Origin of the sequence: Clostridium chromiireducens (assembly GCF_003575225.1) — a bacterium.
In the GTDB taxonomy this organism is placed as follows: domain Bacteria; phylum Bacillota; class Clostridia; order Clostridiales; family Clostridiaceae; genus Clostridium; species Clostridium chromiireducens.
Genome location: NZ_QXDJ01000003.1, coordinates 685,405 through 705,344 on the forward strand (window position 1 = coordinate 685,405; position 19,940 = coordinate 705,344).

15 protein-coding genes are annotated in these 19,940 nt (G+C 30.5%); 1 reads left to right on the plus strand and 14 read right to left on the minus strand.

Going from position 1 to position 19,940, the window contains the following annotated elements; all coding sequences use genetic code 11:
• Window positions 1–20 precede the first annotated feature (20 nt).
• The 5 genes from D2A34_RS14680 to D2A34_RS14700 form a co-directional block, all read right to left on the minus strand.
• On the minus strand, window positions 21–1,046 hold the full coding sequence (locus D2A34_RS14680; RefSeq protein ID WP_119367151.1) for a radical SAM protein: 1,026 nt from the start codon (window positions 1,044–1,046) through the stop codon (window positions 21–23).
• 34 nt (window positions 1,047–1,080) lie between these two features.
• Complete coding sequence (locus D2A34_RS14685; protein ID WP_119367152.1) at window positions 1,081–1,569, minus strand: hypothetical protein; 489 nt, start codon at window positions 1,567–1,569, stop codon at window positions 1,081–1,083.
• Between the two features lie 69 nt (window positions 1,570–1,638).
• Complete coding sequence (locus tag D2A34_RS14690; protein ID WP_119367153.1) at window positions 1,639–2,727, minus strand: ABC transporter substrate-binding protein; 1,089 nt, start codon at window positions 2,725–2,727, stop codon at window positions 1,639–1,641.
• A 440-nt stretch (window positions 2,728–3,167) separates the two neighbouring features.
• Entirely contained in the window at window positions 3,168–4,148 is a 981-nt protein-coding gene (locus tag D2A34_RS14695) for a substrate-binding domain-containing protein (protein WP_119367154.1), read from the minus strand.
• Between the two features lie 262 nt (window positions 4,149–4,410).
• Window positions 4,411–5,577 (minus strand): ABC transporter substrate-binding protein, encoded by a 1,167-nt coding sequence (locus D2A34_RS14700; RefSeq protein WP_119367155.1) that lies wholly within the window; start codon window positions 5,575–5,577, stop codon window positions 4,411–4,413.
• Window positions 5,578–5,754: 177 nt separating this feature from the next.
• On the opposite strand from D2A34_RS14700, the gene D2A34_RS14705 reads away from it, so the two are divergent.
• Window positions 5,755–7,194, plus strand: coding sequence for a DDE-type integrase/transposase/recombinase (locus D2A34_RS14705; protein WP_119365494.1), 1,440 nt, complete (start codon window positions 5,755–5,757; stop codon window positions 7,192–7,194).
• Between the two features lie 190 nt (window positions 7,195–7,384).
• Here D2A34_RS14705 and D2A34_RS14710 read toward each other — a convergent pair whose 3' ends face one another.
• The 9 genes from D2A34_RS14710 to nifE all read right to left on the minus strand — a co-directional run bounded on the left by D2A34_RS14710 (window position 7,385) and on the right by nifE (window position 19,718).
• Window positions 7,385–8,542: an ABC transporter substrate-binding protein gene (locus D2A34_RS14710; protein WP_119367156.1), complete on the minus strand. Its 1,158-nt coding sequence runs from the start codon at window positions 8,540–8,542 to the stop codon at window positions 7,385–7,387.
• A gap of 27 nt (window positions 8,543–8,569) precedes the next feature.
• Window positions 8,570–9,370, minus strand: a complete 801-nt coding sequence (locus D2A34_RS14715) for an ABC transporter ATP-binding protein (protein ID WP_119367157.1) — start codon at window positions 9,368–9,370, stop codon at window positions 8,570–8,572.
• Window positions 9,371–9,377: 7 nt separating this feature from the next.
• On the minus strand, window positions 9,378–10,439 hold the full coding sequence (locus D2A34_RS14720; protein WP_182629398.1) for a FecCD family ABC transporter permease: 1,062 nt from the start codon (window positions 10,437–10,439) through the stop codon (window positions 9,378–9,380).
• Between the two features lie 27 nt (window positions 10,440–10,466).
• Window positions 10,467–11,645, minus strand: coding sequence for a nitrogenase component 1 (locus D2A34_RS14725; RefSeq protein WP_119367158.1), 1,179 nt, complete (start codon window positions 11,643–11,645; stop codon window positions 10,467–10,469).
• Complete coding sequence (locus D2A34_RS14730; RefSeq protein WP_119367159.1) at window positions 11,635–13,110, minus strand: nitrogenase component 1; 1,476 nt, start codon at window positions 13,108–13,110, stop codon at window positions 11,635–11,637. The genes D2A34_RS14725 and D2A34_RS14730 overlap by 11 nt, the downstream gene beginning before the upstream one ends.
• A gap of 665 nt (window positions 13,111–13,775) precedes the next feature.
• The gene (locus D2A34_RS14735; RefSeq protein WP_182629399.1) at window positions 13,776–14,549 is read right to left on the minus strand and encodes a beta/alpha barrel domain-containing protein; all 774 of its coding nucleotides are present in this window, start codon (window positions 14,547–14,549) and stop codon (window positions 13,776–13,778) included.
• Between the two features lie 19 nt (window positions 14,550–14,568).
• Complete coding sequence (locus tag D2A34_RS14740) at window positions 14,569–15,483, minus strand: homocitrate synthase/isopropylmalate synthase family protein (RefSeq protein ID WP_119367160.1); 915 nt, start codon at window positions 15,481–15,483, stop codon at window positions 14,569–14,571.
• Window positions 15,484–15,643: 160 nt separating this feature from the next.
• Window positions 15,644–18,367, minus strand: coding sequence for a nitrogenase cofactor biosynthesis protein NifB (gene nifB, locus D2A34_RS14745; protein WP_119367161.1), 2,724 nt, complete (start codon window positions 18,365–18,367; stop codon window positions 15,644–15,646).
• Window positions 18,354–19,718, minus strand: a complete 1,365-nt coding sequence (gene nifE / locus D2A34_RS14750; protein WP_079441752.1) for a nitrogenase iron-molybdenum cofactor biosynthesis protein NifE — start codon at window positions 19,716–19,718, stop codon at window positions 18,354–18,356. The genes nifB and nifE overlap by 14 nt, the downstream gene beginning before the upstream one ends.
• Window positions 19,719–19,940 lie beyond the last annotated feature (222 nt).

A 19,940-nucleotide genomic window follows, 5' to 3' on the forward strand; every position in this document is an offset into this window, starting at 1 on the left:
TTCCTCCTTTGCAATCCATTTTATTTATAACAAAACGCTATTGAATCATAATAAACACATTTTCCTCTGCAATTTACTTTGTTTGTACATTTATTTTTGCAGTTGTTTTGCATTATATCTTTTCTGTAAGAACTATATTTATTTGTCCAAATGTCATTAAAGTCGTAATTTCTAAGATTATATGAAAATCTATCATCATTAGCAAAAGAACATGGCTGAACATTCATTTCTTCGTCAATATATACAGAAAAAAATCCACATTCACAAGAATCAATATAATCAACATTAACTTTTGTATCCTTCATTAATAATGGTACAAAACAGGCATCAAAGCCTATTCTTACACTTGCCATATTACTATCAATTAAACTTATAAATTTATTAAGCACATCATCCATATCTAAGCATTTATCTAAGCCCGCTCTGCCTTTAGGCTTATATGTAAGAAAAATTACTCCATTCACACCTTTCAGCATATCATTATATTTTCCTGAAAGAATATCAATCCCTTCATATATAGATTTATTGTCTAAAACAAAATGAATATTTGTCTTTATACCTGCATCCATAAGAAGTTTTATTTTATCGATATTTAATTCTTCTATTCTATTAACAGATATTGCAACAGCTCCAATTTTATTTTTTATATTATTAACTATATCTTGATTCAAATGTATTCCATTAGTTGTGAAATTTGCTACAATTCCTTTTTCATTTGTTATATTAATTATATCTATAAAATTCGGATGTTCTAATGGCTCACCCCCACCCAACGCAACTTGAAATACATTCCCCCACTTCTCACTTTGCATAGAAGATAAAACGTGCTCATATTGTTCAATCGTCATGAAAGAGTTATTATTAGTACTTCCTTTATAACAAAATTCGCATCCTTTAGTACAGTGATTGCTGATTGATATATCCGCAAGTTCTGGCCAAGGTGCAAACTCTGGATTAGCATTAATTGAATCTCCCCACCTCATTGTTAATCCTGTTTCTGTGTCACCAAAAAAGTTATAATCTTTACTATGTCTTCTAATCTTCATATTCACACCTCCAATAGTATATTCATAAGTGTAGTTAAGCTTTAAATTTGTGACATTTCTCCGTTCCTTTTCTTTCACAAAAATTACATGCTTCACCTTCGCAATTGTTTCCCAATGATGTCTCAGCATCTTTTATAACCTGAACAGAACCAAAACCTTTAAACTCATTGGAAAGCCTTCCATTTACAAAATATTCACCATATATATATGACCATAATTCTTCTTCGCTTAAAGCACTAAAATCTATTTCTTCTATAGATTTATCAAAAGAATCATCATACTTACAATCTCTTTTTTTAACAAGTGCATATCTTTTTGAATACACTTCCCTATCTAGCAATTTCAATTTCTCTCCATTATCAATTAAATCTTCTCGTACTGCATTATAAATTCTGCTTCTTTTTACATCACCTGTATAAAATTCTGGTTTCTTTTTTTTCATAAATTCAATAAACTCCAAATTCATTGTAATAATATAACTTACTGAACTGCTATTCGTTACAAAATCAGTTCTAATTTTCATAAAATTCAACTCCATTTCTTATTTTTATTATTAAAAAGTTAATACTCAATAAATATATTTTCTACTATATTATTGTGGCGGTTCTGCTTTTAAAATTCTTTGAGTCTCATCATCCGAGAGCTCATAATTGAAAAACGTTTTGTAAAACCATTTAGTTTCATTCAGAACATCTATATCTTTAAATTTATCAGGATACATAGTTTTTGCTGCCCATTGAATCTGTAGAGCTTCTTCTGCGCTATATCTATCCCACGAAAAGGCTCCATCAGGATTAATATATACCTTTCCATTTTTAACAGCACTTAATTCTTTCCATGTATCATCATTCAACATTTCAACAGCACTTTTTTTCCTGTCTGAACTTCCTACAGTACTACTTAAAATAATAACATCAGGATTCCAATTTATTATCTGCTCGATCGTCACCCCTTTAGTACCGCTAAAATCTGCGGCATTTACACCACCTGCGGCTTGTATCCAAGCATCAATTATTGTATCCTTCCCATCAACTTTAATTGGTGAAAAATCTGCTAAATGAAGTATTTTAAGTTTTTTATCCTGTGGAATTTTTGACGTCTCATCAGTTACCATCTTTAATTTTTCATCTAAATAAGAGTTATATTTTTCAGCTCTTGCTTCACCTTCTTTACCAAGTATTTGTCCTGTTAAATTTACACATTCCTTTAAACTATTAAAATCTTTAAAACTAACTTGTACAACCGGAATACCTACATCTGTTATCTTACTTACATTTTTATTTCCTTGAGACATAAATAAAATATCTGGTTTATTTTTAACAAGTTCTTCCATGTTTATATCTGTTGCATCTACATTAAAAGCAAGTTCTGCTTTACTTATTGCTGGTGTAACCTTAAACAGCCATGGCTTAGTTTTTTCAGTGAGAGTAGTAGCCGATATTTTATCACCTGCTCCCAACATTGCCACAATAGCATTGTGAGCCCCCCAAGCATCTGCAATATTACTAATATTCACAGGAATCTCAACATTAGATCCACTCGAATCAGTAATTGTTACTTTTTCTGCTTTATGTACAACACCAGCTTCTATTGTTTTAGTATCAGTAGCTTTTTCACAACTTACAATTAAGCCAACACCTACCACCAAACTTAATACTCCCCAAAGTAATCTTTTTATCATTTTATCACCCTCCTTTAGTATTTATAAACTCCAAACACATGATTAAATATAATAAAAAAAGCACTCTATTCAATCAAGAAATTACCCTCATTGAATGTTGTGCTCATCATTGAACTTATTAATTATTAAAAAATTTCTCCTTATGATCATGTGATATAAAAAAAGCACTAACAAAAAGAATTAATTCTTTTTTATTTAGCGCTCAACTACGAGTTTTATTATGAAATACTTTTATGTTTTGTTGGTTTATATTAGTTTATATTAGTTTTCGTTTGTTTGTATTTATATTACTATCTTTCCATTTTATTGTCAAGTATTTGTATTTATTTTTTATAAATTTAAATACAATATGCAACGATTCATAATTGGTAAATAAAAAATAAGTATTATATATATTTAATTTACAAATATATATAATACTTATTTTTTATTTAGTTTTATTAAGTTTCGCCCACTATTTTACCCGAATCTGAAAAATCATATCCTCTAAGTTCAGTAAGTTCATCTTTAAAGCTCTCAGATGAAAGTATTTCCATAATAGCTTCAATTTGATATTTAGAAACTGTATCTTTTCTTATAATCAGATCATACCTTTCCTTTTGCATTGGGATAAAATCAATTTCTTTAGAATGTAAAAAAGTACGTTCCGTACCTACGCCTAAGTCAGCACTTCCCCTTGCAACCGCGCTTACAATTGCCATTGGAGAGAAAGTTTCTTTTTCATATCCTTTAACATCACTAGTGTTAATCCCATTTAATCTCAAATATTGATCTAACAATACTCTGCTTCCACTACCTGGCTCTCTATTAATAACAGTAATATCTTCTCTCTTCAAATCTTCCCAGCCTTTAATTTTCTTTGGATTATTTTTAGCCACATAAAAACCTTGAACTCTATAACATAAGTTTATAATAACTGTTGCTATACCAGGTAACATTCCTTTAACAAATGGAGTATTATATTCTCCAGTTTCTCTATCCCAAATATGTGCCGCAACTGCTTGAACTTGATTTCTATATAATGCGCACAATCCATTATAACTGCCTTCATAAGCTCTCAATACATTATTTCCTTTTGAATGGTATCTCAAATACCTGGACAAAATATCTAAAATGTTATCTTGGCCACAAATAATGAAATTGTTCAAATTACTATTATTATTTTCAATTTCATTATATGCATTATATTGCTGTGAATTAGATTCAGAAACTGTATCATTTTTATTTTTTTTATTTACTTTTTCCTCACGAAGCTTTCTATTTTTAAGCTTATATTCTTCTACATCACCAATATCTATTCTAAGTTTATTACCTACTTTATATCCATTTAGTTCTTTTCTTTTTATCAATTCGTACACTGTACACTTAGATATCTTTAACAGATCTGCAACCTCTTGAGGCGTTAATGTTTCATTTGGCATCTAGATTAACCTCCATTCTTTTTCCTATGTCTGTCTTATTTATTTACTCAAATTGAATTTATTATATTTTAACATTAAATATATAAATTTACTATATTTTATACTATTAATATTAGCACCTTTTCTTTATTCATAATTTATATATTCTTTTGATATCTATGCCTATTATTTAGTAAATAGAAAGTTGATGTAAAATAATTTTAAAATCATTTTACATCAACTTACTTACATTAATTATCACTTTTCAAAATACAAATAACTTTTATTTCCAATCTTCGAAAAATACTCCTGAATACTCAATAGGCATATATTTAGAAAAGAATTCCTTCAAATCTGCATTTGGATCAACATTTTTAAATTGTTCTGGCCATAATTTCTTAGAAATATATTCAATCATTGCAAAACCATAAGGATACTTAGCATAGTTAAAGTGGAATCCATATAGTCTGCCATTTTTAATCGCTGAAAGATCACTCCAGCCTGCTCGTTTTGTATATTCTTCTAAATGCTTTTTGGAATCTTCCTCATTCATAAAATACCCAAATCTCATAATATTTGACGTTGGGTTCCAATTTGCCCCACCTATCATAATCATATCAGGATCTGAAGTTAAAACTATTTCAGGATTTAACGCATCCATGCCATGACCCTCTCCTATGTTTTCAGCACCTAACCTCTTAAGCAATGCTCCAAGACCACTAGTAGTATCCCCTCTGGTTGTACCAATTTCTCCAGGTGTTACATTTCCTAATTCAAAATAAACAGATGGTTTCTTTGCATTTTGCTTTGCTGCGTCGCTGGTAATTTTTAATAAATTATCAATTTTACCCCTTGCATATGAGACCATTTCATCTGTCTTTTGTTTATAACCCAACATTTCTCCTAACATAGCCATACTATTAAGCATGCTGTACAATGGATCGTTTTTAGAATTAGAACCATCTCCGTCAATAACAACTACAGGTAATCCAGCCTCCATCAATTTTTTAACGCTGCCTTTTTCTATAAAAGCATAATCAACAATAATAATATCTGGATCAAGCTCTAATAGTTTTTCACTACTCACTGAATCATCATACACACTTCCACATTCTACAATCTTACTCATATCAAAGGTTTGTGAATATTTATTATACATATCCATATCGTTAGCTTTTAAATCCTGTCCTACAGATATTACCTTCTTATCAATATCTGTTCCGAGTATTGCCGCTAAAATATTTGTATCCATATAACGTAAAGTAACAATTTTCTTAATATCTGTTGATAAGGTTACTTGTCTACCTGCCATATCTGTATATGTTTTTGTTTTAGGCGCATCCTTTGCAACGTCCTCTTTTTTTGCTGCTACTCCACCACAGCCTACAAGACAAAAAACCGTTATTATTGAGATTAATAGACAGATTAATTTTCGACTAATTTTTTTCATTTGAGTTCCCCCTCTTAGTATGAGTTAGTGTAAAGTATTTACACTACTCTTTTAAATTTTTTCTTTATATATCAAGGGTTCGAGCGTTTTTTTGTACAAAAAAACAATGCCCCCCTAATTTCATGTTATAATCGAGTTCCGCAACACCAAAACAACATCAAAAGAAAGGTCATTGTCATGGATTCAATTATAACTTATTTACTTTTATATAATCAATATTTAGTTAAAACTATTTATAAACTTGTTTTGTTTATTTCAAAGAATATACCATTAAATCAATGGGCATTCGACGATTCTAACAGCCCAGAATATCAAAAATTTAAAGTAGACAAACTTCCTAAAATTATTCGTTTTGAAAAAGTTGACTATCAATTTCTTTTAGCTTATTACAAGCACAAATATAACAAGGTAGTGAAACCCGTCCAACGACGGAACGGCAAGTCTATTCCTAGTGAAACTATTTGCCCAAAGTGTGGTGCACCTCACCATTATATCTACGATAATAACGGCAATCGAGGTCAGTTCCAATGCAAGGTTTGTGGTCAAAATTTCAACGAAAGCAATTATGTTACTAAGCCTATAGTACTTGTGTGCCCTCATTGTGGCCATACTCTTACTCAAAAGAAAAACCGTAAGCATTTTCGCATTCATAAATGTATAAATCCTAAGTGTTCATATTGCTTAGCTGGTCTTAAAAGACTTCATAGTGATATAAAATCTTCTGAGAAATATAAATATAAGCTTCACTATATTTATAGAGAATTTACTTTTGATTTCTTTAAGATGAATTTACATACACTTTCTAAGCGTGCTATCAACTTCAGTTTTAAAAAGTTTAATCCTCACATTATGGGTTTATGTCTGACCTACCATGTTAATCTTAAGCTTTCAACTAGACAAACCGCTCACGCTTTAGCGGAGATACATAGTATAAAAATATCACATACTATGGTTGCTAACTATGCATTAACTGCAGCTACTGTAATTAAACCATTTGTAGATACTTTTGATTACAAACCTTCTAATATCCTTTCTGCTGATGAAACTTATATAAGAGTAAAAGGTATCAGGCATTATGTTTGGATTGTTATGGATGCTTGTAAAAAGTCCATTCTTGGCTATCAGGTATCTGACACAAGAGCTGTTGGTCCATGCATACTTGCGATGCGGATGGCTTTTGATAAATTTCAAAGCTTTCCTGGTAAAATGTTAAAGTTTATTGCTGATGGTTATAGCGCTTATCCACTTGCTAAGCAACAGTTTGAGCTAGAAGAAAATAAAATTTTTGATCTTACTCAAGTAATAGGACTTACAAATGATGATTCGGTTTCTAAAGAATACCGTTGGATTAAACAAGTAGTTGAACGCTTAAATCGTACTTTCAAATCATCATACCGTGTTACTTGTGGTTATGGGAGTGAAGACGGTGCCCTTTACGGAGTCTCTCTTTGGGTTGCATATTACAACTTTCTGCGCCCACATCCTTATAATTATTGGCGGCCTCTAAATGAGATTGATCAATTAAAACAAGCTGATAACATGCCTGCTAAATGGCAAATACTTATTAGTCTTGGTCAGCAAACTATACTTCATATGCAAGAAAATCAACTCTCCTAAAATAAAGATAAACTTAATACATTTTACAGTTTTTGCCTTCGGCGACGGAGGTCTTTTGTCATACACAAAATCAAATGATAAATTGTAAAATTAAACATTTTTACTTAATAGTGTAGATTGATTTTTACTTCTATTTTTTCATAGTTTACTTTACACTATCTAGTATGAATTTATTTAAATATTCCCTTAATTACTTATGCCACTTTGCCCATTGTATACCCGAATATGGCATCTCCATATATTTGCTAAAAAATTCCTGAATATCTTTCTCAGGGTCTAAATCGCTAAATTCTTTAGGATATAACATCTTTGCCATTTCTTCAACACCTGCAAAGCCGTAAGGACGACCATAAAGATTGTAATGAAGTGCATGAAGCCTTCCATTTTTAATAGCGTTTAAATCAGACCATCCAGCTCTTTGTGTATAAAGACTTAAATGTTCACTAGCACTTTCCTGTGTTGCGAAAAATCCAAGACGCATAATATTATCAGTTGGATTCCAGTTAGCTCCGCCTATGATAATAATATCAGGATTTGAAGCAAGTACCTTTTCTGCATTTAACGGCTGACCAGTAACCCCAATACTGATGCTATCTGCACCAAGCTTGTCCCATACGTAACCCCAGCTGGTTTTCACATCACCATCTGTCTGACCAACCTTATCTGGAGATACATTACCACATTCCCAATACAATACTGGCTTTTTAGTCCCACTTGAAGTGACCTTTTGAACCCTTTCTAATACAGCATCTGTTTTTCCTTTAGCATAACTTACCATTTCATCAGCTTTTGCTTCTTTTCCCAGCATTTTTCCTACCATCTGCATACTCTTTAAAGGTCCATAAAAAGGATCAGAATTATTATCCATAAAAACAACTGGCAATCCTGCTGAAACCATTTTTTGTATACAATTTTTATTAAAAAATTGTTTATCAACAATGATAATATCTGGATTTAGATCTACAACAGATTCTACATTTATTGCATCATCATAAACACTTCCAAGTTCTTTCATAGTATCAAGATTTTTATATACTTTTGAAAACATATTATATCCATCAATATCGCCCTCTTTGAAACTTTGCGCAATAGCCACTAGTTTTGCATCTAGTTCTTTCCCTAAAATTGAGGAAAGCATATAGATATCCATTGTTCTAACTAGTGCAACACGTTTAATATTGGTAGATAATGTCACTTCCCTGCCCAGCATATCTCTAAATACGGCAGTAGAAGGAGCCGATGCGGCTTTATCGCTTTTTCCTGCTGTACCACATCCAGCTATTGATATGAGCATAACTAAAATAAATATTACACTTAAAATTTTTCTTTTAATATATATTTGTTCCATTGATTATTCCCCCTCGTATATAATTATTTAAATTTGAGATACCAATTTATATTTTTCAGTTTCGGCAGCAATATCTACGAATTCAATGACTTGCTTACCTTGTTTATTAACATAGATTTCACTATCAATTTTATAAATTTCTCTTATCATTTCTTTTGTTAAAACTTTCTTAGGTATTCCATGAGTGTAGACCTTACCTTCCTTCATGACAACAATATTATCAGCATATCTAGATGCGAGATTAATATCATGCATTACAATTATGACAATCATTTTTTTCTCATATGCCAAGTTTGATATTATATTAAGCAATGAGAATTGACGATGTATATCTAAATTATTCAAAGGTTCATCTAGTATTAAAATTTCCGGTTCTTTGATTATTGATTGTGCCAATAACACCATTTGGAGCTGGCCACCACTTAATTCATTGATTCTATTTCTTGCTAAGTGTTGCAATTCAAAAGCATCTAAAATATCATTAACTTTCTGCTCCTGCTTTTTATTAATTCTAAGGGTTAGTGTGTTCATAAGCCCTAAAAGCACAGCTTCAAAAACAGTAATTGAAGCATCATTTTGTGATGTTTGTGGCAAATAACCTACCTTTTCTTTAATAAACTCTTTTTTATGTTTTTTAATGTTCTCACCTTGATAATATATTTCGCCATCACATTTATACATATTTACAATACATTTAATAAGGGTAGATTTTCCCGAACCATTTGGACCTATTATTGCAGTAACATTATTGTCTAAAGTTAAACTAATATTTTTTAGAGAAAATTTAGAGGAATGCTTATAATTAATATCTTGTATTTTAAGACTCATACTCTTTTCACCTTCCTTGTTTTAAAATAAGTACTAATAAAAAGGGAATACCGATAATTGAAGTAATTATTCCTAATGGAATCTGCACTCCAGCTATAGCCACCTTACTTAGTACCGAAGAAACAGATAACATAAATGCTCCAGTAAGCATTGAGGCTGGAATAAAAAATCTTTGTTCTTCTCCTACTAAAGACTTAGCGATATAAGGTGAAACTAATCCAATAAAACCTATAGTTCCAACAAAGCAAACGGAGATTGAAGTTATTACTGAAGATAATATCAAAACTTTTGTTCTTAACTTTTCTACGTCAATTCCTAATGCAGTTGCAGTGTTTTCTCCCATACATAGTGATGTAAGTTTCCAGGATTCTCCAAACAGAATTGGTGTCACAATTACAAGTACTACAAAAACTATCATGTCTTGCTCCCATGTTGCCCCTAAAATAGAGCCCTGTGCCCAATTAGTTATGCCTCTTAAAATTTCATCTGGTACAAAATACGTAAGAATGGAATTTAATGCTGTGAACATAAAGCTTATGGCAATCCCAGCTAAAATTATCGTTCCTCTATCCTTTTTTGCTTTTCCCACAGAATAAATAAAAAAGGAGCATATTAACGAGAAAGCAAAAGCAAATATAGGAGTAGCATAATTACTCATGGATTTTGGTAGAAATGCATATCCAAAAATTAAAGATAAAGATGCCCCAAAAGATGCTGCTGCTGATATTCCTAAGGTATACGGACTGGCAAGATTATTATTAAGTATAGTCTGCATTTCCATACCTGCAACTGCTAAGCCTGCACCAGCGAGTATTGCCATTGTTGCTATTGGCAATCTCATTACCCTAACAATTATATTTACCTTTTTACTTAAGGACTCAGGATTTGTTAGCGAAGTAATCACATCAAAAATATTTAACATAGCTGGTCCAGTTGATAAATCAATTACAAAGCTGCTTAATACAAGTAGTGCTAAAGCTGCCAAAGCTATTACCTTTCGAAAAATAACCAACTTATAATTTTGAGACTTTTCAGCTATGAGCTCTCTAGAATTTAAATTTATATCCATAGATTCTTCCCTCCAAACTAATTTCTATCAACATTTAGAATTAAGCATATAAAAGTTGGTCAGATTCAATATATCTTCAAGCAAAAATATCACTCCATCAACCCCTGCATAACCACTTTTACTTACACTAATCTTGTCAAATACCGGATAGGTATACTGCAGGAAAGGAATATCTAACTCATCGGATAAACCTCTCTCAAAAGATGATCCAAAAATCATTACTGAATTCGATCCTACAATTTCATCACGTATTACCTCTCTGTCTTTCTTTTGTTCGGTATCAACCAAGGCCTCTACAACCATTCCTAGTTCAATTTCTAAAAACTTTTTCAAACCATATATTCTTGCCTTATCTCCCAAAATATCTACCGGCATCCCCCTAAGAGCATCTATGAATGGATGGAGTTTATTGATTATTTCTAATGATAGAATTTCCTTTTCATGAAAACTTTTAGGAATTTCAATTGATAATTCTGATAATATTTTATTAATAAGATTTCTGCTTCCTAAAATTCCATATGGATAACTAACAGTTATATATGGAGTCCCAAATTTTTCTTTTAACATTTCTCCGACAAACTCAAATCCATCTAATACAACATTTAACATTGCTGACGGTACCTTCATAATATTCTGATAGCTATCATAAGGAAAAATAGAATTTATACATACTGAATCTTTCAGCATATTTTCTATATTAATTAAATCAGAATCAATTTTATAATCATCAGAAAAAAAGCCAATTAAGTTAATTGAATTTTTAATTATTTCTCTTGGCGTCATTTCATTTATTAATAACGTAAAAGCACTTTCCATGCCTCTTATAGCTGCATCATTAAATCCCGGTTCATTTAACAAAAAAATATTATCTAAATTATTCTTTTGCTTAAATTTATTAATAACTTCTCTAGAATCATCATTTATGATTTCAGGTATACAGCCAGTTATTACGTAAATAATATTTGCTTCATAAAGTTTAACTGTATTTTCTAACGCTTCTTCTAAAATTTTCTCTCCTCCATTTACTATTTCCTCTTCATATATAACTGTAGAGGTTTGTCTTATATCATTTATTTTTGATGTCATATGAAATGCTAAGGTCCCCCAATTACAGCCAACAGTTGAATGAATTAAAATTGCAGAATCTTTAATGCTTATAACAACCCTGTATGCTCCAAATAATCTACATTCATTATCACAATTCATATTTTCTTCCTCCTCTCTGTAACCAGAGGATATCCCACATTTTTCTGCTTACCTCCTCATTGACATTTTCTTTGCTATAATTTTCTAAAGGAAGGCTCTTATTTTCATTTAATATAGTTCTATTAATCATATCCATATAATGAAGTATAAATTTTTCATAATTATCAAAATCCAATGGTATAAATGCTGGTGGATTAATATGTTTGGAGCTTTTAGCACACATATCTCCAATGCATATATCTGGATCCTCTTCTAATATAATCATTTCATCATTATTGAAATTAATTTTCCAAGGGACCTCATAATCTAATTTGCTTAAACCATCTATTATATTCTCTTTTGCCATTTCAAATAATTGATTTTCAGAAAACAAACTCATATACCTATTTTGTTTCACTGTAACAGCTATATATTTTATTTTCAGTTTCAATACATAACCATAAAAGTTTATTAATTTACCTATGTTTCTAAAATCCTCACAATATATAACACAAGTATATCTACTTAATTGAAGCAATTGCTCTTTTAGTTTCTCTTCAATATCAATTTTTCTCTTATTTAAGTACTTACTTAATTTCTCATATGATCCAATTTTCTTAGATACATCAAGATAAAATTCTTCAATTCCATCTAAACCACTATAGCCATAATCCTCATTTCTTACTATCATATATTCAGTTCCATATAATTCTTTCATTTTCATTACCCATTTAACACGACTAGTTATTATATTAAGTGCTGCACTAGGAGCTCTTTCTAGTTCTTCAACAGAACAGTTTGGTATAAATGCGTTTATTTTGATTCCCATCTTCTCGAATTCTTTTTTCATGCCATTTACAATAGGATTTTCATTTATTCCCCAATAAAAACCGCATATATTTATTAGATTATTATCTACCTTTTGAGGTTTCATTACCTTTTGTACTATTGCTTCCATTGCTTCTGAAAATCCACAGCTTTTTAAATTACCGTCATCTATTTTTTTATTATTTTCACAAAAGCTTTTTCTTGCATTACTTCTCTTATCTGCATGGGAAATTTTTTTTGATTTAACAAATATCAGCTTACAGCTAATTTGAGGCTGTATTTCATTAATGACTCCTTCTATATCATCATTAGTAAGATCAACTGAAGACGCTGGAATAATTCCAATTAAGGATGGATTGTATTTTTTCACTGTTTCAAGAATTGTTTTCTTTAGTTTTTCACTACCGCCCATTATAATATCTTTTTCCTTTAGACCTGTGCATTTTAGATTGTATGCTGGCTCCCAGCTCCTTCTACAAACATATTTATTATGAAATCCACATCCACTGGAACCGTGTAATATAGGGATTGAATTTTTTATAGTTGAGATTGCAAATATGGCTCCAGAAACTTTCCCGCTTGGTGTAAATTCATGGATATATGGGAGTCTGTTGTACAGATAACTGTTTTTATAAAATTCTCTTAAATTTTTCTCCATTTTATCACCACTTTCTATAATATTAATAATGAGCTTAAACAGAATTATATGTAAAATACTATGCTATCTGTATTCCTAACGATTATCTGACAAAATATTTTTTAAGAAAAAAGCACTAAAAAGAATTTGCATCTTTTTTAGTGCTCAACATTGAGTTATATAATATAATGAAGATCCTCTACAGAAAAAGTTAATCATCCTCCTTTTAAAACGAAAAGGAACATTAGCTTACAGCTAATGTTCCTCTTTGAACCTCTTTTGTTCCTTTATGTTATAATAATATAATATAACATAGTAACTGTCAATAATTTTTGTTTGTTCTTATTCGTTTTTGTTATGTTTTGTTAAGAATGATATGATGTACAGCCCATTATATAAATAATAAAATCAAACATATTTTAAACTACAATTATATATTTCACCAACTATCTCTATTTTACTCTAAGCAGATAAATCATAACCTCTTATCTCACTTATTGTATATTTAATACTATCAGATATATTTATTGTAAAACGCAATAAGCCAAACTCCAATCCTATGTATATTAATCATAAAATAATTAACATTACTATAGGGTTGTGTTTGACTCTAGTAATCATGAATATTAATTTATTAAATTTAGTCCAAACTCACATTATATGTTCTAGCATTTCATTAACTAAAATTAGTTTGCCTTCTTTTTATGATGTACATTTTCTAAAAATTTATCTGAAATTCTAATAAACTCTTGTAAATTACAATTACCAGCTCTCTCACCAATTCCATCTATGGTACAATCAACATACTTAGCTCCACTTTTCACAGCTTCAAGAGAAATAGGAATTGCCATGCCAAAGTCATTGTGAGCATGTATTTCTATCTCGATTCCAGTATTATTTATTAAAGTTCTTACTGCATCCTTAACTGTAGAAGGCATCAATATTCCAACGGTATCTGCATATCTTATTCTTTTTACGCCCATCTTTTGTACTATATGGCACAAATTAATTAGATAATTTATATCTGCCCTTGAAGCATCTTCGAAACCTATAGTAACATCATACCCATTATCTCTAGCTAAAAATACGCATTCTCTAAGATTTTTTTCAATCCAAGTCTTGTCTTTACCTAGGTTTGAATATATTTGTATATCAGAAGTTGGCACACTAATATGAATTAAATCTGGCTTACAATCTATTGAATTTAGTATATCTTCTTTGTTCATCCTATTCCATGTTGAGATTAGAGAGTTTCTCCTAATATTTAAGATTCTTCTTATGCATTCTTTTTCCAAATCACCCATTGCCGGTATTCCTGCTTCTATTTGATAGATGTTACTCTCATCCAAATATCTCGCAATTTCAACCTTCTCATCGATTGAAAAAGCCTTTCCTGCACATTGTTCTCCGTCTCTTAATGTAGTATCTACAATATTAATAACCTTTTCTTTCAATTCCAATATATCTCACCTCCCATTGCTATATGCAACATTTATCATATATTTCTTTTATCTCTTCATTATTTAATCCCCTACGTTTTTGCGTACTGAACTTCCTTACATTTTCCAACATTACTTTTAAATAGTTCTGATTATATTTTATGTTTAATTCTTTTAGTTTTAATTCCAAAGCATTTATGCCTGAATGTTTACCTATTATAATATTTCTTTCTCTTCCTATTTCACTTGGATCGTAAGGTTCATAAGTACTTGGATTTTTTGCTATACCATTTACATGAATTCCTGATTCAACATTAAAGATGTCAGTTCCTATAAATGGCATATTTCCATTAAGCTTACTTCCTATTATCTCTTCAAAAAGCTCAAGAACTTTTGGAAAAAGTTTATGATTCCCACGGATATTTATTTTTTCTAAAAAAGAGATAGACCCCAAAATTTCTTCAAGAGGAGCATATCCTCCAATCCCTGCAAAGGATGTTATAACTTTCTTTCCTCCAAGTTTTATCCACACTAACGTCATAGCAGTTGCACATTCATAAGTGTTTTTAATACACACTTCAATATTTTCTCCAAAGTTTGTTCTTATGTTAGAAAATATTTTTTTATAATCATAAAACATTATATCATCTAATCCAACAATTCTTAGATTTCCATATGCATTCATGTTGCTCTCTTTATTAAAAATCTCGTATAAATCATAATTATTTTTCATTTCAATTATTTTATTAGTGCACATCTTAAACTTAACATTCTCAGGTAAAGGCGATAACTCTTCATAAAGTTCTTGAGTAATTTCTATATATTCACTTCCTATTATATATAGTAATTTTATCAATTCTCTTAATTGTGGTTTCTTACTTTTTAACTTATCACCATATAGCTCTTTTAAAACAACAATCGTCTTATCAATTATCTCAATTTTATCATCTTTCATTACTCAATCACCACCTTCATTTCTAATTAAGAATTAATGATGTAGGTTGAAGCTCACAGAGAAAGTTAGAGTTCCCGAATGCAAGATCGGGACTCTCACTTTTTACTTTGGAATTTCCTTCTTCATCATTAATTATGGATTCTACATTCTAATTAGAGTTCTAAGCTCTTAGAATTTCTTTAACTTCTGTTCCTTTTAGTATTGCTTCAGCTGCTTTCTCTACTGCTGTTTCAATTGTCTCACAGGTCATAAATACATCTACACCCATATTCTTAAATTTCTTTTTAGGTTCATCACCAATTCTAAGACATAACACGCCATTGCAGTCTGAAACCACTTTAGATAATTTAGCAAATTTATCTTCTTCTTCCTCACATACTTCTTTTCCATTACAGTATTTATCAACATCTCTTTTCTCTAAATATCTTACATCTCCATCTTTATATTCATAAATGTAGAATTCCGAAGCATGTCCAAAGTGCATATCAACACCTATGCCACTTTTTGAAGCCACAGCGAATTTCAATGATTTTTCTTCACTTTTATCAGTATTTATAGTAAGTTTGCTAAATTTTTGAGATTGATCATCTCCAAGTAATCCAATAGCATCTGCTCTGCATTGTTTGCAATGATACATTTGTTTTATATTTATTTCACATTTTTTTCTTAAATCCATTATTTCTTTATTAGTTGTAAGAGGCATATTTTCAAATACACTACCTTTTACTGGTATCATTTGCATTATATTAGTTATTCCAGCTCCAAGCTCTTTAACTTTTTTTGTTATATCTTCAATATGATGATCATTAATTCCCTTAAGCATTACAATATTAACTTTAACCATAATTCCTCTATCAGCTAAATATTTAAGACCTGATAATTGATTATTTAAAAGAATTTGAGCTCCTTCTTCACCTGTATAAGTAACTCCAAGATAATCTACATATTTATATACATTTGCAGTTATTTTAGGATCTATAGCGTTCATAGTTATTGTTACATGGCTTACTCCTAAATTTATTAATTCCTGAGCATAAAATGGGAGCATTAAACCATTAGTTGATAAACAAAATGTAACCTCTGGATCATGTTCTCTTATAAGTTCAAGAGTTTTCCTTACGTTATCAAAATTAGCTAAAGCATCTCCAGGACCTGCTATTCCAACTACTTTTAAATTATCCATTTGAGATTTTACATATTTATATTTTGCAAAAGCTTCTTCTGGAGATAAAACTTCTGTCGTAACCCCAGGTCTGCTTTCATTAACACAATCAAATTTTCTTAAACAATAATTACAGCTTATATTACATTTTGGTGCTATAGGAAGATGCATTCTTGCATATTTATGAGCTGAATCACAGCTAAAACAAGGATGAGTTTTTGTTTTTTCCTCTACTTCTTCTTTACTTATAACTTTTAATTCCATGTTTTTTTCCTCCTTTATTACTGTGTCTTCATTTCTTAATATTTCTTCATCTTTTACTGCAGTTTCTTCTATTTTTTCCTCATCATAAAATTCATTATATATATTTTCTCTAAAAGTCATTTCAGTTTTTGCTAACATCACATTTGTAATTTGATCCCCTAAGTTTAAAGAACCTTCATATCCAATAGATAAAATTCTTTGACCACCAATTCTATCATGAATTGGGAACGACGCTCTAACTAATGGTATTTTATGCTTTTCTTCTATTCTTCTACCATCAGAACTTCCAAGCATTACATTTACATTCATATCTAATACTAGTTTCTCTATTGTTTTGAAGTCTGCACCATCTATGATTGCACATTTTTCAGTAAATAATTGTTCTGAAAGCTCATCTACTTCTTTTCTTAAACTTGGTTCTAATCCCTTGCAAACATCTCCAGTTGCAATTATCATTGGAACAACACCATTCTCGATTGCCATTCTTGCAGTTGAATATACAAAATCAGGTTCTCCGAAGATTGCTATTCTTGCCTCTGCATTATATTTATGGGAATCTATCATGGCATCTAAATATCTTCCTCTTTGTTTCTTATATTTTTCTGGAACTTTATTACCTGAAATCTCAGATAAAACCTTTAAGAATTTATCTGTATCCCTAAGTCCTCTAGGAATATTAATTCTGTAATTATTAACACCATAAGTTTCTTTTAAATAACTTCCAATAGAGTACTCTTCCTTAACAAATGTTGTGAGCTCAACTGTAGCTTTAGCTCCCCCCATATACTTAACATCTTCAATACTTGTTCCACTACATGGTAATCTGTTATATTTTTTACTATGCCCTCCATCTAAATTTTCAGATAAATCCGGAAGAAGTATATAATCAATATTAAAAGCTTCTAAAATTTCTTTTAGTTCCCTTGTATCAGCACTGCTTATTGGACCCGTAACGATGTTTACTTTATCATTTTTAGTAACATCCATTTCTATATTTTCTACAACTGATCTTAAAGCTGTAAAATATCCACCATATTGAGTTCCACCGTATCCAGGAGACTTTATTGGTATTAATTTAACAGTACTTTCCGGATGTTTTTCATAGAATATTTTAGAGAGCCTGGCCACATCTTCACCGATGGTTTCAGCTAAACATGTAGTTGCTATACCAATAACTTCTGGATTATATAATTTAATTAAGTTTTCTAAGCCTTTAATTAAATTATTTTCACCACCATAAACAGTCCCTTCTTCAGTTAGTGAAGATGATGCGATATCTACAGGTTCATTGTAATGAGTTGCCATATGTCTTCTAATATATGTACTGCATCCTTGAGAACCATGCAGAATCGTCATACAGTTCTTAATTCCATATAATGCATTGCATACTCCCATCGGCATACACATTTTACATGGGTTAACAGTTAGATTTACATAACTTTCCTTAGCTGTCTTCATTATCTTCACTCTCCTTTACATATTTCCAAACTGGGCTATTAATTGATAAATTTATTTCTTTTGCAAAATTAACTGCCCCTATAAAACCTCCTAAAGGATGTTTTCTTTCATGATTATGATCACAGAAAGCAACTCCTAATTTATAAGCGAGAGGTCTTTCCTTAACTCCGCCTACTAAAATATCTACATCTTGCTCTAGCATAAACTTCTCTAATTCAGAAGGGTTTGCATCATCTAAGATTACAGTTCCATCATTAACTAGACTACCTATAACTTCGTAATCATCTTTCTTACCTGTTTGAGTTCCAACCATAACTGTATCTATACCAAGTTCATTAAATTGCTTAATTAAAGAAATAGCTTTAAAGCCTCCACCAACATATATAGCAGCCTTTTTCCCTTTTAGATTTTCTTTATAAGAATTTAAAATAGGCATTATCTTTTCTTCTTCCTCTTTTACAAAAGCCTTTGCTTTAGCTAACATTTCTTCATCATTAAATAAACTTGCAATTCTAAGAAGTGAATTTTTTGTATCTTCAAGTCCAACAAAGCTTATTTTAACAAAAGGAATATCCATTTCTGCTTCCATTCTTTTTGCTAGATAAGTCATGGAGCCAGCACATTGAACTACGTTAAAACTTGCGCTGCTTGCTTTAATTAAATTTTTATAACTAGAATCACCTGTAATTGTTGAAATTACATTTACACCAATTTTCCTTAAATAATCTCTTACAATCCATAATTCTCCTGCTAAATTAAAGTCACCTAGCATATTTATGCCTCTAGTTTTTGGTAGTATATTCCTAGAAAATAAATTCATAAGAGCGTTACAAGCTAATTTATATCCTTTTGATTTATTTCCTGAAAATCCAGGTGACATAACTGGTATTACTGGTACATTATATTTTTGCTCAGCCATTTTACAAACTGCTTTTACATCATCACCAATTACTCCAACTATACAAGTAGCATAAACAAAAATTAACTTTGGATTATGGTTTTCCATTATTCCTTCAATAGCTGCAGTTAATTTCTTTTCACCACCAAATATTACATCCTGCTCACTTAAATCAGTTGAAAAACTATTTCTATATAAATTTTCACCACTTGATAAACTACCCCTTATGTCCCAAGTGTAACTAGCACATCCAATAGGACCATGCACAATATGATAAGCATCTGTTATTGGATTTAAAACCACTCTCGCTCCACAATAAACGCAAGCTCTTTGGCTAACTGATCCAGATACACTATCACCATCACATTTCATAGATTTTTTATTTTTGCCTTCCTTAAAGCATACAAACTCTTCTCTTTCCTCAAGAAGTGAATTAGATAATTTCTTTTCCATAAGGTCCACACCACCTTTTTTTATTTTTTATTGTTTCTTTTGAATTGGAAATTGAGAATAAAGGATGAAAATCTAAGTTTCTTTCAAAATTTCCCAAAATATATTTTTTTCAAACCGATGATAAAAAAATTTTCATTCTGCATTCTCAATTCTCAATTATTAATGAATTGAGCAATTGTCATGACTTAGTCATTTCCAATTGCTCAATCATTGAACTTATTA